Origin of the sequence: uncultured Paenalcaligenes sp. (assembly GCF_947630565.1) — a bacterium.
Classification (GTDB): domain Bacteria; phylum Pseudomonadota; class Gammaproteobacteria; order Burkholderiales; family Burkholderiaceae_B; genus Paenalcaligenes; species Paenalcaligenes faecalis.
This window is the reverse complement of sequence record NZ_CANRIC010000055.1, coordinates 1-14,795: the sequence shown is the minus strand read 5'-3', so window position 1 is coordinate 14,795 and position 14,795 is coordinate 1. Positions and strand designations below refer to the sequence as shown.

Annotated in this window: 13 protein-coding genes, 3 tRNA genes and 1 pseudogene; 4 read left to right on the top strand and 13 right to left on the bottom strand. The window is 43.0% G+C overall.

Translation table 11 applies throughout. The annotated features are described in order from the left end of the window. From Q0Z62_RS09540 to mnmG, 9 genes are all read right to left on the bottom strand, one after another. Window positions 1–143: GTP-binding protein (locus Q0Z62_RS09540; RefSeq protein ID WP_298053852.1), on the bottom strand; the 143-nt coding region annotated here is incomplete at its 3' end. Between the two features lie 47 nt (window positions 144–190). Next, window positions 191–265 (bottom strand) — tRNA-Thr (locus Q0Z62_RS09535). 16 nt (window positions 266–281) lie between these two features. After that, window positions 282–355, bottom strand: a tRNA-Gly gene (locus tag Q0Z62_RS09530). A gap of 46 nt (window positions 356–401) precedes the next feature. Continuing rightward, a tRNA-Tyr gene (locus Q0Z62_RS09525) sits at window positions 402–487 on the bottom strand. A 223-nt stretch (window positions 488–710) separates the two neighbouring features. Beyond that, complete coding sequence (locus tag Q0Z62_RS09520; protein WP_269900972.1) at window positions 711–2,027, bottom strand: short-chain fatty acid transporter; 1,317 nt, start codon at window positions 2,025–2,027, stop codon at window positions 711–713. 164 nt (window positions 2,028–2,191) lie between these two features. Continuing rightward, window positions 2,192–3,109, bottom strand: a complete 918-nt coding sequence (locus Q0Z62_RS09515) for a ParB/RepB/Spo0J family partition protein (RefSeq protein ID WP_269900971.1) — start codon at window positions 3,107–3,109, stop codon at window positions 2,192–2,194. Between the two features lie 9 nt (window positions 3,110–3,118). Beyond that, entirely contained in the window at window positions 3,119–3,907 is a 789-nt protein-coding gene (locus Q0Z62_RS09510) for a ParA family protein (RefSeq protein ID WP_269900970.1), read from the bottom strand. Further along, complete coding sequence (gene rsmG / locus Q0Z62_RS09505; RefSeq protein WP_269900969.1) at window positions 3,904–4,569, bottom strand: 16S rRNA (guanine(527)-N(7))-methyltransferase RsmG; 666 nt, start codon at window positions 4,567–4,569, stop codon at window positions 3,904–3,906. The genes Q0Z62_RS09510 and rsmG overlap by 4 nt, the downstream gene beginning before the upstream one ends. Then, the gene (gene mnmG, locus Q0Z62_RS09500) at window positions 4,569–6,482 is read right to left on the bottom strand and encodes a tRNA uridine-5-carboxymethylaminomethyl(34) synthesis enzyme MnmG (protein WP_298053850.1); all 1,914 of its coding nucleotides are present in this window, start codon (window positions 6,480–6,482) and stop codon (window positions 4,569–4,571) included. Before mnmG ends, rsmG begins: the two co-directional genes overlap by 1 nt. A gap of 986 nt (window positions 6,483–7,468) precedes the next feature. On the opposite strand from mnmG, the gene Q0Z62_RS09495 reads away from it, so the two are divergent. Together Q0Z62_RS09495 and asd are read left to right on the top strand one after the other, a co-directional pair. Further along, entirely contained in the window at window positions 7,469–8,833 is a 1,365-nt protein-coding gene (locus tag Q0Z62_RS09495) for a diguanylate cyclase (RefSeq protein ID WP_298053847.1), read from the top strand. Between the two features lies 1 nt (window position 8,834). Next, the gene (gene asd / locus Q0Z62_RS09490; RefSeq protein ID WP_298053845.1) at window positions 8,835–9,677 is read left to right on the top strand and encodes an archaetidylserine decarboxylase; all 843 of its coding nucleotides are present in this window, start codon (window positions 8,835–8,837) and stop codon (window positions 9,675–9,677) included. A 41-nt stretch (window positions 9,678–9,718) separates the two neighbouring features. Here the strand turns inward: asd and Q0Z62_RS09485 are convergent, their stop codons facing one another. Further along, complete coding sequence (locus Q0Z62_RS09485) at window positions 9,719–11,998, bottom strand: TonB-dependent siderophore receptor (protein WP_298053841.1); 2,280 nt, start codon at window positions 11,996–11,998, stop codon at window positions 9,719–9,721. A gap of 216 nt (window positions 11,999–12,214) precedes the next feature. Between Q0Z62_RS09485 and Q0Z62_RS09480 the strand changes: the two genes are divergently transcribed. Next, entirely contained in the window at window positions 12,215–12,832 is a 618-nt protein-coding gene (locus Q0Z62_RS09480) for a nitroreductase family protein (RefSeq protein ID WP_298053839.1), read from the top strand. On the opposite strand, the gene Q0Z62_RS10745 is transcribed toward Q0Z62_RS09480, so the two are convergent. Both Q0Z62_RS10745 and Q0Z62_RS09475 read right to left on the bottom strand, forming a co-directional pair. Next, on the bottom strand, window positions 12,744–13,337 hold the full coding sequence (locus Q0Z62_RS10745; protein ID WP_367180583.1) for a substrate binding domain-containing protein: 594 nt from the start codon (window positions 13,335–13,337) through the stop codon (window positions 12,744–12,746). The two genes, Q0Z62_RS09480 and Q0Z62_RS10745, sit on opposite strands and share 89 nt — an antisense overlap. Beyond that, window positions 13,285–13,572, bottom strand: coding sequence for a LysR family transcriptional regulator (locus tag Q0Z62_RS09475; protein WP_298053835.1), 288 nt, complete (start codon window positions 13,570–13,572; stop codon window positions 13,285–13,287). The genes Q0Z62_RS10745 and Q0Z62_RS09475 overlap by 53 nt, the downstream gene beginning before the upstream one ends. 235 nt (window positions 13,573–13,807) lie before the next feature. Here Q0Z62_RS09475 and Q0Z62_RS09470 point away from each other — a divergent pair, with 235 nt between their 5' ends. After that, window positions 13,808–14,554, top strand: coding sequence for an MBL fold metallo-hydrolase (locus Q0Z62_RS09470; protein ID WP_298053833.1), 747 nt, complete (start codon window positions 13,808–13,810; stop codon window positions 14,552–14,554). Window positions 14,555–14,645: 91 nt separating this feature from the next. Here Q0Z62_RS09470 and Q0Z62_RS09465 read toward each other — a convergent pair. Then, window positions 14,646–14,795: pseudogene (locus Q0Z62_RS09465) on the bottom strand (tRNA uridine-5-carboxymethylaminomethyl(34) synthesis GTPase MnmE); the annotation flags it as partial.

Genomic DNA, 14,795 nt, shown 5'->3' with positions numbered 1-14,795 from the left:
GCGTAATCGCGAGCTTCGCCACCGTATTCTTTGGCTAGAACTGTACAAATTGCAGCGGTTAATGTTGTTTTACCGTGATCGACGTGACCAATAGTACCGACGTTAACGTGCGGTTTAGTCCGTTCAAACTTGCCTTTAGCCATGGCAGACTCCTGAAGGGAAATAGTAGACTTGAATTAGATGAGATATGTGGTGCCCATGGCGCGAATCGAACGCGCGACCTCTCCCTTACCAAGGGAGTGCTCTACCCCTGAGCCACATGGGCAAATTTATATAGTTGTTGGAGCGGGTGAAGGGAATCGAACCCTCGTCTTAAGCTTGGAAGGCTTCTGCTCTACCATTGAGCTACACCCGCAGGCGATTCATTTACACCCGTAAATCAAGTGCAACTATATGAAATTTGGTGGTGGGAGTAGGATTCGAACCTACGTAGGCGTAAGCCAACAGATTTACAATCTGCCCCCGTTAGCCACTTGGGTATCCCACCATATATAGAAATGTGATTATGCTTGAGCAGTTTAGCACTGTCAAGCTATTTTTGGCTGTTTTTGGTTTTTTAATCTTTTAAGCCAACCAAAGATTAGTATTATGGACAAAAAAACAAAGAATGTCAATCATTAATTAAAAAAATGGAGCTTAGCTTATGGCTAAACCCCATTTTTCAATGTGTAGGCTACGCAATGCGTCTACTTAGTTGTTTTCCGTTTCTATTAAAAGAAAGTTAAAACGACAGAGATAAGCACGCCCGTCACAAAAAGCTGAATAAGACAAAAGCCCATAATGTCTTTTGCTTTCAAACCGGCAATCGCTAAAACAGGTAACGCCCAGAACGGTTGCAATAAGTTAGTCCATGCATCACCCCATGCTACGGCCATCGCTACACGCGCTAAATCAGCATCTAAGGACTGCGCTGCAGCAATAACAACCGGACTTTGCACCGCCCACTGTCCACCGCCAGATGGCACAAATACGTTCACAATACCTGCGCTTAAGAAAGTCCAGAAAGGCAAGGTAGTTGCTGAAGCAAAGGACACTAACCAATCAGATAAAGAGGCAGCTAAACCTGATTGCACCATGATAGCCATAATACCGGCATAGAACGGGAACTGAATAACAATCCCTGCCCCGCCCTTAATGGCTTCTTCGAGAGCATTTAATAAATTGCGTGAGTTACCATGCAACACTATCGCTAACATCAAAAAAGTGAAGTTAATGACGTTAAGGTTTAGACCTTCGCCACGGATGATGTAATAGTTAAATAAATAAGTCAGCCCACTAAAGCCAATTAGCATCGCTAAAATACGGCTGTTTTCTAAACGAGCAGCAGGACGCGTATCGTTATCTGCCACCTTGTTAGCAGAGGAATCCTCTAATAGAGAAGGATCAATGTATACGCTATTTTTTTCATCAGGCATCATCATGCGATTCACTAAAGGCACAATGATAAACATCCCAACCACTATCAGCATATTGAACGTGGAAAAAATAGTATCACTGGTGGAAATAATACCCATTTGACCTTCGTGGAAATGCCCTTTAGTTGCGATGGTCAAGGGAATAGATCCTGCCAAACCACCATGCCATACAATAAAACCGGAATAAGCACTGGCCACAAGCAAACGATAATCCACTCGGATTTTTCGAGCTAACTCCTTAGCAAAAAGAGCACTCACCACTAAACCAAAACCCCAGTTAATCCAATCTGCTGCTAAAGCCACCACAGTCACCATGATAATGGCGGCACCAGGCGTTTTAGGTACAGAAGCTAACGTCGATAGTATTTTTCGCACGGCAGGCGTGCTGGCTAACATATAACCAGCGACCAAAACCAAGAGCATCTGCATCGTAAAACTTAGTAGACCCCAGAAACCATCACCCCACATATTGATGATTTCCATTGGCGTTTTCTGTTCTCCGATTAACGCTGCCCCTCCTGCGATTAAGGTCAGGATAATAACGAAAATATACGGATCCGGTAGATAGCGCTCTACTAAGCGTACTGAAAAGTTTGTTATTGATTTAAACATACGTCCCCCCTTGCTTGTGGCAAGAATAAAAAGAGTAGCAATTGACTACATTTAATTTAGTCGCGTGATTATAAGCTATCCCTCTAATTTTCTTTTTTTTATGTAATAAAAAAAGCCCTTATTGCATTGCAACAAAGGCTTTTTATCTTTCTTTATTATTACAGTTAATGCTCTTTAAACAATTGCTGTAATCCCTGCTTTTCTAAAAGATCATTTAAGTGTTCCCAATTCTGGAAAGAAATTTGCAAATACCCTTTATTTTTATTGTTTGCTTTAATACTAACCGTTGTACCTAAATAATCAGCTAATACTGTTTCAAATCGCTTTACATCAGCACTTACCGTCTTTTGCTGCGGTGCAGCATTTTGCTCTAATTCACCATTTAAAAAGCGAGTTACTAAACGCTCAGTTTCTCGGACAGATAATCGTTTAGCTACAACTTCATTTGCTAATAAAATTTGTGCCGCAGACTCTACCGCAAGTAATGTTCTCGCATGCCCCATATCAATATCACCCGCTAATAGCATGGTTTGCACAGGCTCAGCTAAATTGATTAAGCGCAATAAATTACTGGTGGCTGACCGGGAGCGACCAATGGCTTGGGCAGCTTGTTCATGCGTATAGCTAAACTCATCAATTAAGCGCTTCACACCATGAGCTTCTTCGAGGGGATTTAAATCCTCTCGTTGCATATTTTCAATGAGTCCCATGATAGCGGCATTTTTATCTGCTATCTCTCGAACTAGAGCAGGAATCTCTTTTAGGCCTGCTATTTCTGCAGCTCTAAAACGACGCTCACCCGCAACAATCTCAAACTTAATCGAGCCCGTTTTTTTCAATGGACGTACTAAAATTGGCTGCATTAAGCCCTGACTTTTAATTGACTCAGCTAATTCGTTTAACGCGCCCTCGTCCATTAATGTTCTAGGCTGATACTTACCCGCTTGAATTTGTTTTAATGGAATTGACTGCACCCCTTCGATGGAGTCAGGACGCTTTCCAAGCTCATCAATTGCCGCAGCATCAGCGCCTAATAAAGCCTCTAAGCCTCTACCTAAACCTTTTGGTTTGCGTGTTGCCATCTTCTTATCCTATTTGTCTGACTTTAATCGTTTGATTAGCTCTCGCCCAAAATCCATATACGCTTTAGCACCAGTCGAGTTCTTATCATAAACAATACCCGGCATCCCATGGCTTGGGGCTTCGGCCAAACGTACATTTCTTGGAATTTTCGTAGTAAATACTTTATCACCAAAGTGCTGTTCGATTTGCTCAGAGACTTGGCGCTGCAAAGTGATACGCTTATCAAACATGACTCGCAATAACCCTATCAACTCCAAATCTTCGTTTATGTTTCTGTAAACGCGCTTAATGGTATTAACTAAGTCTGATAATCCCTCAAGGGCAAAATACTCACACTGCATAGGAATAATGACACCATGTGCAGCTGCTAGTCCATTCAGCGTTAATAAAGACAAGGTAGGGGGACAATCAATCAAAATAAAATCATAGTCTGCTTGACAGTGGACAAGCGCTTGCTTTAATTGTTGTTCACGCTTTTCCATTTGCACTAAGTCTATCTCTGCACCAGAAAGCTCTCTGTTAGCAGCTAGCACGTCATAGCCACCTGTTTCTGAATACTGCTTACACTCGGCAATTGTATTTGCACCGATAAGAACTTGGTAGATATTTAGCTCGCTACTATTTTTATCAATACCACTACCCATCGTAGCGTTACCCTGAGGGTCTAAGTCAATTAATAAGACTTTCTTTTTCAGAGAGCTTAATGCCGCTGCCAAGTTAATCGTGGTCGTGGTTTTACCTACGCCACCTTTTTGGTTTGCTATACAAAAAACATAGCTTTGTTTTTTAGCGCTCATACCCCTACCCTTTTCAAATAGACTAGACAGCGTTCAGCATCTAACTCTGGCACAACTAACTCTTTTATATGATCGACGCGCCATGACGTAGCACGCTCTAGCTCTTTGATCTCTTCTGCTGGGTATTTAGCTTTCATTGCTAACATTTGCCCCGTTGGATTCACATGTCGCTCTGACAACTGAACAAAATCAATCAAAGAAGCAAAAGCCCTAGAGATCACAATATCGGCAGAGAAAGGCTCGACCTGCTCAATACGAACGTGGTGTGCATTTAAATTATGCAGCCCTAGCACAGCCGACATTTGACGTACAAAGGCCATTTTTTTCTCAACAGCATCTATGCAATGCACGTTCCACGTGGAACAACTGGTTGCTAAGACAACGCCCGGCAAGCCTCCACCAGACCCTACATCTACGATTTTAAGATTGGGGGTAAGATTAGCGGCTATTGCTTGTATACAAGGCACTATAGATAGGCTATCAAAAATATGCTGTATTAGCATAAGCTCAGGATCACGCAAAGCCGTTAGATTATACGTTTTATTCCAACGCTGCATTTGCTGCAGATACGTTAACAGGGTGTCAATTTGAGCACCCTGTAGTTCTACACCTAAAGCTTGGGCAGCAAGCTGAAGCCGCTGCCTAAAGCTATCAATATCCATTACTTGCCTCTAGAAGATAAGCGCTTGATGTAAACAAGCAATAAAGAGGTTGCAGCAGGAGTAACACCAGAGATTCGACTTGCCTGCCCTACCGTTTCAGGAGCGGCAGCTTTTAACTTAATCACAACCTCATGCGATAGACCTGATATTTTACTATAGTCAATCGTGGTTGGGATTTTAGTTTCCTCTAAAGTGGATTGCCTATTAACTTCTACCTGTTGGCGTGCCACATATCCTGCATACTTAACCTCAATCTCCACCTGATCGGTTACGTTAGAACCTAGGTTTAAGTCAGTAAGAACCGGTGTTTGATCTTCAGCCTTAACTAGCTCAAACAGCCTTGAGTAGTTCATTTCAGGACGTTTTAGCAAGTCGTGCATCGCATACTCTCGCTCTATTGCTCGACCTAAAACGGCCTCTTGTGTTTCACGTGAAACAAGACGAGGATTTATCCATACCGATTTTAATCGTTCTATTTCTGCAGCTACCGCATCGCGTTTTCGACTAAAAGCATCCCATCTATAATCATCTACCAAGCCAAGCTGTCGCCCAATCTCGGTTAATCGCGCATCAGCATTATCTTCGCGCAAAGATAAACGGTATTCAGCCCTAGATGTAAACATACGGTAAGGTTCAGTTACACCTCGGGTGATTAAGTCATCAACAAGTACCCCTAAATAGGCCTCATTGCGTTTTGGATACCAAGGCTCCTGCCCACGTATTTGCAAAACGGCGTTAATACCCGCTAATAACCCTTGGGCTCCGGCCTCTTCGTAACCGGTAGTACCGTTAATTTGACCAGCAAAAAACAACCCTGAAATACTTTTGGTTTCAAGCGTAGGCTTTAAAGATCGAGGATCAAAATAATCATACTCAATGGCATAACCAGGTCGCATAATACGCGCATTTTCTAAACCAGGAAGACTATGTACTATCCCGATTTGAATATCATAAGGCAGACTGGTTGAAATCCCATTAGGGTAAATTTCTGTGCTGGTTAGACCTTCGGGCTCTAAGAAAACCTGATGGCTATCTTTATCTGCAAACCGGTGTATTTTATCCTCTATGGATGGGCAATATCGAGGCCCTACCCCCTCAATCGTACCTTCATCGCTATACATAGGAGATCGATCTAAACCTGAGCGAATAATGTCATGGGTTTTAGCGTTAGTGTGCGTCACCCAGCATGGCAACTGCTTAGGGTGCATAGACGCATCGCCTAAGTAAGAAAAAACAGGAACAGGTTTTGTGTCCCCATGCTGCTCTTCTAGACGAGAAAAATCGATGGTGTTTGCATCAATACGTGGTGGAGTCCCTGTTTTAAGCCGCCCTTGAGGCAAAGCAAAGTCTTTGAGACGCTGGGCTAAGGTAATGGAGGGGGGATCTCCTGCGCGGCCACCAGAGTAATTATCTAACCCCACATGGATACGACCATTTAAGAAAGTACCAACCGTCAAAACGACGGCTTTCGCCTTAAATCGCAAGCCTATTTGCGTTACAGCACCAACTACACGATCACCCTCAAGGATTAAATCATCCACGGCTTGTTGAAAAACCGTTAAATTAGGCTGATTTTGCACAATTTGACGGATAGCAGCACGATACAAAGATCGGTCAGCCTGAGCTCTAGTAGCACGTACAGCAGGCCCTTTGGACTGGTTAAGGATACGAAATTGAATACCCGCTTTGTCTGTGGCAATTGCCATTGCTCCGCCAAGGGCATCAATCTCCTTTACTAAATGCCCTTTTCCGATCCCCCCGATGGAAGGATTACAGGACATTTGTCCAAGAGTATCGATATTGTGAGTTAGTAGCAAAGTAGATGAGCCTGCTCGAGCAGAAGCTAAAGCGGCCTCTGTTCCTGCATGACCACCACCTACTACGATCACATCAAAAGAATCTGTGTAGTTCATTGCTGCGTTAATAAGAACGTAAAACAAACATTATAGTGCCCAGACGGGGGAAATACTGAATTTCCCTTGAAAAACCACAGATTTTCAGGGCCTTTGAAGGAAGTAATAATAAAAAGCAACCTGTGGATAAGTCTGTGGAGTAGTTTAAAAATTGAATGAGTATTCAAATGAAAAAATCAACAAATCAACGTAAGCCATTGATTTAATAGAGTTTAATATTTTAAATACCGTTTTCCTATAAATAAAAATAATGTGGATAACTAGCGAGTAAATAAAAATCAGCGTTTAACAATTGAGACGTCTGAGCCAGTGTTATTAAGCAAATGAACCATACAAAGTCTGAGTATTGTGCCGTAAAAGGGATGTGTTTGTCAAAGAGTTTTACGACTCCGAAAACTGCGAAAATCAACAATCTCTTTGTTTTGAAATACAAACAAGCTGTTTTGTCATCGACAGGTGTGAATAGCGTAAAGCAAACAAGCTGAGATGCTATCCTTGCCGTTAATCTATTAACATCTATTTAATATATATATCTATGTTGTTTATTATGGGTGCCTGTGGATAAGTCGAATAACTTCTAAAATTACTTTAGAATCATATTCTTAACCTAGCTTTTACCCTTTGGATAAGCCTGTGGATTGTTGTGGATAGATTGTGAACAATTTTTTGACCTTATTAATAAAGTAAAGTTATCCAGAATCTATTAACAGCTTATCCACAGGGTCTTCTCTAGAGGTTATCCACAGCCTAGAAAGGGAAAAAAATCGCTTTCATATTCTATGGTTTTTTTTCTATTTCAAAGATAAATAATCAAATTTATATAATAGAAACAATGATTTGCATGTGATAAGAGTATGTTATCGCATGTGATCTCATATATAGGGCTGATTTAATGGTGACAGTTCGAGGTAAGCATGCCAAAATTATTGGTGCCTCAGCTTTTTTGTGATTGAGGTCGGTAGGTTAACTAGATTTAATGAGGCTGTATGTCTGATTCTGCTGAGTCGCTACTTGCGCGAGAGTGGCGTAGCTCAATTTTGCTCTACTCTGAAGCAGTAAGAGCAACAGTGAAAAACGTTGCTTTGAAAAATACACAGGTATTGGCTGCTTTTTTTTATGAGCAAATGCTACAAGACCAAGCTGCTAAACTCTTTTTGTCCCATGAGACTGTACACAGTCGTCTGATGCCTTCCATGCAGAATTGGATTAACCAGTTGTTTTCCGTTGATGTGCAGGCTGACTTTGTTGCTCTTGTTGAGCTGCAGAAAAAGGTCGGTGAAGTACATGCTCGTATTGATTTGCCTGTCCACTTGGTTTTACATGGTGCTCGTACTATTAAAAATAAATTTTCCGATTTGCTAGAGGAATTGGATGGTGTGTGTGTGGAGCACCGTAAAGAGGCTTTTAAATTAGTCTCTGACTCATTAGATATTGCGATGGAAGTGATGAGTCGGGCTTACGCAAGTAACTCCGATCGAAAGTCACGAGCAGAGGAGTCATATCGATTATTTTCTGCGGTACATAATGCGGCAGCTGAAAAAGGTCGTCAGCGATCGGCATTGCTGGATTGGGAAAACCAGTTGATGTTTGATTTGGCTGTAGGCACTGCGGTTAGTAATTTATTAAATATTAAAAAATCTGATTTTGGTTTGTGGTTTATCCATAAAGGACTTCATGCATTTGATAATCTTTCAGAGGCTAAGATTATTATGGAGTCCATAGAGCGCATTGATGAAATGATGCCAAACTTAGAAGACGTGGCAGATAGAATCGAGTTACTAAAAAAAATTCGCTCAGAGGCTAGAAATATTCAGATCAATGTGGACGCCCTATTTGATAAATATAATGAACTTGAGGCTGGTAGAGACGAATTGACTCGCTTGTTAAGCCGTAAGTATTTATCGGTTGTGCTATCCAAAGAGGTCAATTATGCGCGCAAACGAGACATTGCTTTTGCTTTGATTGCGATCGATCTGGACTTTTTTAAACGAATTAATGATACGTATGGGCACGAGGCAGGAGACGCCGTTTTGCAGCAGTTTTCTGAGCTATTAAGTAATCGTAGTCGAGCCGGAGACTATGTGTTTAGGCTGGGAGGGGAGGAGTTTTTGATTCTGTTGGTTGATGTAAATAAAGAGACGGCGATTCGTGTTGCTAAACAAATTAACCAGAAAATACGTGAAGAAAAATTCTTCATTCCTAGTGGTGACTTATTGAAGGTGACAGCGAGTTTAGGTGTGACGTTATTTGATGGTCATCCTGATTACAGTAAGTTATTAAGTCGTGCTGACAAAGCCCTATATCAAGCTAAAGAAAAAGGGCGTGATCAAGTGGTGTATCTAGAGAGCTAATATGTCTGATCAGTTATTTATGTTTTTTCAAAAAGTCATGCCTAAGCGGTTATTGACTGAGCTGCTGGGAAAGTTAGCGCGTACAAAAGGAGGATCATTAACGACTTCTTTTATTGAGTATTTTATTAAGCGTTATGGTGTGAATATGGCAGAGGCCATAGAAAAAGATCCGGCGTTTTACGATACATTTAATGCTTTTTTTACTCGAGAGATTCGGCCAGAGTTACGTCCTATCGCCGATTTTGATTTAGTTAGCCCTGTAGATGGTGCGGTAAGCCAATTAGGGAAAATTAATATTGATCAGATTTTTCAAGCTAAGGGCAAGTCATTTACTACGAATGCGCTGATTGGAGGGGATAGTGTTCTGGCTGAGCAGTTTGCTGATGGGTTATTTGCCACCTTGTATTTGAGCCCCAAGGACTATCACCGTATTCATATGCCTTGTGATGGTTATTTGCGAAAAATGGTGTATGTGCCAGGTGATCTGTATTCTGTTAATCCGTTAACAGCTCGATCTATAGACCGCCTATTTGCACGCAATGAGCGCGTTGTGTGTGTATTTGATGGGGAGCACGGGCCTTTTGTGATGGTATTGGTTGGTGCTACTGTGGTGGGGAGTATCAAAACTCAGTGGCATGGCGCGGTGAACAGTCCTCGACCTACAGGGCTGCAGACTTGGCAATATAATGGCGATCTCCTACTGAAAAAAGGCGAGGAGATGGGGCAGTTCTTGTTGGGCTCTACGGTAGTGATGTTATTTCCTGATGTGGGCTATCAGTTTTTAGATGACTGGAAGCCAGAGGCCTCTATTCGGATGGGGCAGGCCATGGGTAAAAAAGTATAAAAAAAGAGCAGATCATTGATCTGCTCTTTTTTATGGCTCACTTAAAATCGACTTTGAATTTGTAAAAATAGACTACGCCCAGGTTCGTTATAGGTGTAGGCGCCTGCACCGGCTAGCATGTTTGGATTGCCTGCATTCGTATTTACTCCGGATGCATTGCCGCGTCTAAACAGGCGTTTGTCAAACAGATTATCCACCCCAGCACTGACTTGAACGTGTTTGTTGATCTGATATTTAGTGCTTAAGTTCACTAAGGCATAAGCAGATAGTTTATCAGCGGCAGAGCCTGTGACAGGGTTACCTTGATAATCATATTTTTGTGGCTTTTGCTCTCCGTAGACAGTGACCTGACCAAGTACCGACCATTTTTCATTGAGCTGCCAGTCAAGACTGCTGTTAATTGTATATTTAGGAATCACGGACAGGTAATCACCTGTATGTTTGTTTTTTGATTCCAACATATAGGTAAGGTTAGTACGCCACCATAGCGCGTCGTGTAAAGGAAGGCTGAGATTCCCTTCCAGCCCCTGAACGACTGCTTTGGGAATGTTGCTCCATTGGTAAACATCGGCAATGAGTGTGTTGGGACCGACTTGGGTTGTATGCTGATTAAGGATGGTTGATTCAGCTTCTACTTTATTTTTATAGTCATTGCGGAAATAAGTCAGACTAGCGATGCTGCCATTGTCGGCAGCGTACTCAAACCCAATTTCTTTATTGATGCTGTTTTCCGCTTTTAAATTTGGGTTGCCCACCAGAAAGCAGCCGCCACCTGAGCCTCCTCCTGCGCATCCTAAGCCTCGGCTATAGAGTACATACTCGCTGTTGCTTTGATAGAGGTTAGGGGCCTTATAAGCACGTGCAATCCCGGCTTTTAGTGTCCAGTTATCTGTTAGTTCTTGTGATAGGTTTAAGGAGGGGCTAACGCTGCTGCCTTGTTTGTTGTGATGATCTAGACGGATGCCGGGTGTAAGTGTGGTGCGCTCACCTATATACAGGTTGCTTTCTACAAACATTGAGTACAGATTTGCACTTGCTTTGCCACTGTAATTTGGGTTTGGGCCTTGGATGTTATTGGTGGCCTTTAAGTCTGAGGCGTGATCGTTTAAACGTTGATTTACCCATTCCAGTCCAACAGTGGTCACCTGTGGTGTATTTAGCCAGTTGGTTTCAGTAGTCAGCTCGCTGTGAAGCGTTACGGTTTTTAGGTCTATATTTACAGGACTGCCTGTATCAAATAAGCCTTCTGTGCCTCCTGCAAGACCTTCGCTTAACCGAGTGTTGCGTGTGTTTTCGTATTGGATGTAGCTCAATGTGTCTGTGCTGTCATTCCAGTTGCCTTTATGTGTCAGCGAGTAGTTTTGACGATACATACGGTTAGTTTCTGCACCTAGGTTTGACCCCACAAGATTTTTGCCAGGGCGGGCCTCTGTGCCTCGGTCGTGATTGGTGTTTTGCGTGTCTCCGGTATAGATATTGCCTTGACGGCTAAAGCCTAGTTCGGCATCTATGCGATGAGACGCTGAGGGCTGCCAGCTAAATAGTGCGCTGATGTCCTTGTTTCGTACTCCTTCGCGCCCTGCCGCATAACTGCCTGCGTTGGTCCCTAATCGAGGCGTGGAGGCATGGTTTTTATTGATATCAAAAGCATCTGAGTTGGTTTTGTTGAGATTGCCATAGACTCTAAAGCCTAACTGGTCACTTAGAGGGCCTGATACGTTGAATCCTAGGCGCTTTGTGGCCCCTTCATCGCTATGTTGTGGGCGTTTGTAGTAGACCGTTGCAGAGCCGCTTAAATCGTCGCTAACGCCTTTGGTGATGATGTTGACCACGCCTCCTGCTGCACCGCTACCGTAGCGGGCCGCGGCAGGGCCACGTAAGATTTCGATACGATCTACCTCTTCGGCGGGAACCCAGTTTGTATCGCCTCGGGTATCTCGCTCTCCTCTCCAGCCGAAACGCACTGCATTTCTAGAAGCTACTGGTTTACCGTCAATTAGGATTAAGGTGTTTTCAGGGCCCATGCCTCGAATATCAATCTGGCGATTATTGCCTCGTTGGCCACTGGTGGAGTTTCCCGTTAGGTTGATGCCGGGTTGTGAGCGAATGATTTCGGAAAGGTCATTGCTTGGTGGCCTTTTACTTATGTCTTCCGCATCAATAATGGAAGAGCCTAATGCTTGTTTGAGTTCGGCCTCAGCGCTGACGGTTATGGTGTGTAGTTCCGTGACAGGGGCTTGTTGAGCGTATGGGCTTTGCCATACAGCAAGTAAGCTTAGGGTGAGTAATGAGGGGCGTAGGTGGCGAGAGAGAGAAGACATGTCGTTACCAATTAATAAAACATTAACTAAACGATAATGAGAATAGTTCTTTTTTAGATTTAGGTAAAGCATCGCCCATTATAGAGAGTTGTTGTGTGGTGAAATACCCCCTTCGTATTTGTTGCGACTTAAATAATTCTGTGTTGAAGGCCCGCAACTCATAGAGAAAAAGTCTATGATTAAGTGAATGGTTTGTTTAATCAAAAAGGAAAAAGTATGACTATGTCTGTAAAAAGCGCACTAGAGCAACGCACTGCGATTAATTATTTTGATGCATCTAAGTCACTGACTGAGCAGCAGATTGAGGAATTAGTGCGTTTAGCAACGCTAGCGCCTACAGCGTTTAATTTGCAAAACTGGCACTTTGTGGCGGTGCAGAGTGATGCTGCTAAGCAAAAACTGCATGCAGCCGCCTACAAACAGCAAAAAGTGTTAGATGCGTCGGTGACATTTATTGTTTGTGGTGAGATCGAGTCTCATAAGAATTTTGACCGTGTCGTCAAAACCTTAGTTGAGCGTGGTGGCGTGAGTGAGGCTGATGCAGCGGTATGGAAAGGAAAAGTGGTTGCTACACATGAAAACAACCCGACGACTCAACATGCAGAGGCTTTCCGATCTGCGTCGTTGGGTGCAATGGCACTGATGTTAGCAGCAGAGGAGCAGGGCTTAGCATCTGGCCCCATGAGTGGTTTTGATCCAGCTGCTGTTAGTGCAGCATTTGATCTACCTGCTACACGTATTCCTGTTATGTTGGTTTCGGTCGGGTACGCAGCAGAGGGCAATTACCCACAAAAACCACGTTTGGATGTCGCCCAGGTTTTAGATATTGTTTAAAGTGTAATGCCCTGAAAGCGCTGCTTAATGAAATCAATAAAAACTCGCAGCGCTGGGGCTCGAACTGTTGTCTAGAAGCATAGATAGCGTGAATACCTAGTACAGGTAAATCCCAGTCCGAAAGAATAGCGACTAAGCTGCCATTATGTATAAAGGGCTGGGCACTGTATAAAGGCTGCTGACTAATTCCACTGCCATGTAATGATGAAAATAATAAAACATTGGCCTCATTAGAGCTAATAGAGTCACTAATAGGGATACGGTAATATTGGTCGCCTTTGCTTAATTTCCAATGAGTCGTACCAAAATAATCGTAACTCAGGCAGTTGTGCTGCTGTAGCTGATTGGGATGAGTAATAGGGTCGTGTTGGTTTAAGTAGGCCGGAGCAGCGCATAAAACCGAGTGGCAAGAGCCTAAGGGTATAGCGATTTGATTAGGGTCTAAATCATTGCTAATACGTATAGCAAGGTGGTTTATTGCTTCTATGTTGAGCCTGTTTTTCAATATCGTTAGATAAATCAACAAGTTGTTTGCATTGGATTAGAAAGGCTTGTCCGGCATCCGTTAAGCTTAATCGACGAGTTGTGCTGTGCATGAGACGAGTCCCTACCCAGTTTTCCAACTCTTTTATATAACGTGAAACCATCGCTCTAGAGATGTTTAGATGCTCGGCTGTCGCCGTTTGATTTTGGCGTTCTGCGACGTCTATGAATACTTTGGCTGCCGTGATTCTATCCATGATTTGCTCGTTTTTTGCAACAAACTGATGAGTAATAGCATATTTTTCTTTAGGTGTCTTCAACGTATGCTTGTGATTAGAGCATTCTATTGAGAGAGAAAAATATGTTTACGTTTGTCCATAGTGTACTGGCTAGTGTCGCTATTGTGGGGCTAATGCCAGCCTAGCTGCTCAGCCCATAGAGATTAAAAGTTATAAGCCTACTACCGAGGCTATTTTTCCTGTGGTGTCTAACTTGCTGATTTCGAGTGATGAGGTGATGTTAGTTGATGCGCAGTTTTCTACTCAGGATGGAGAGCGATTGGTTGAGTTGATTAAGGCAACGGGAAAACCATTAAAAACCATTTTTATTAGTCATGGAGACCCTGATTTTTATTTTGGTTTGGAGGCGGTTGTTCTCGCTTATCCTGAGGCAAAAATTCTTGCGATAGCCCCTACCGTAGAGCATATTGCCAAAACTAAACAACAGAAGCTCGAGTTTTGGGGGCCGCAGTTGGGAGACAGGGCACCGGATTCGGTCATCACACCTGATGTTTTGACTGCCGATGGTTTGGTTTTCGCAGGTCAAAAGATAGAGATTGTTGGTTTGGATAGCTCATCACCTCATCGAACTGTACTTTGGATTCCGGAGAGTAAAGTCATTTTAGGTGGAATTCTATTAGACTCTGGAGAGCATGTTTGGTTAGCAGATACAGCCGAAAAAGTTCAACGTGAAACATGGCTAGAGCAATTAGAGAAACTAGAGAGTTTAGATGCCATGACGGTTATACCTGGGCACTATCAAGGTGTATTGCCAGAGAAAGCAACAGAGGTGATTCGTTTTACTAAGAGATATTTAAAGACAGCAGAAAAAGAGCTAAGTCAAACGACTAGCTCAGCTGATTTTATTAAAGCGATGAAAACACATTTTCCTTCTTTACCTGGGGAGCAGACCTTAGAGTTAGGCGCGAAGGTATTAACAGGGGAAATGGCGTGGAATTAGCACGTTAACCGCAGGCTGAAAAACAAACCCCGGGGTTTGTCGCGTCGCGCATTGTTCCATGTGGAACAATGCGCAGTGTTGGAGGTGAGGTTTATTTCCCTATGCAAAAACTAGAGAAAATTTCCCCAAGTAGGTCATCACTGGTAAATACGCCAGTAATTTCACAAAGCTCATTATGAGCAAGTCGTAGTTCTTCGGCGAATAGATCTAAAATCTGATCATCATGTTTAGCGTGGAACTG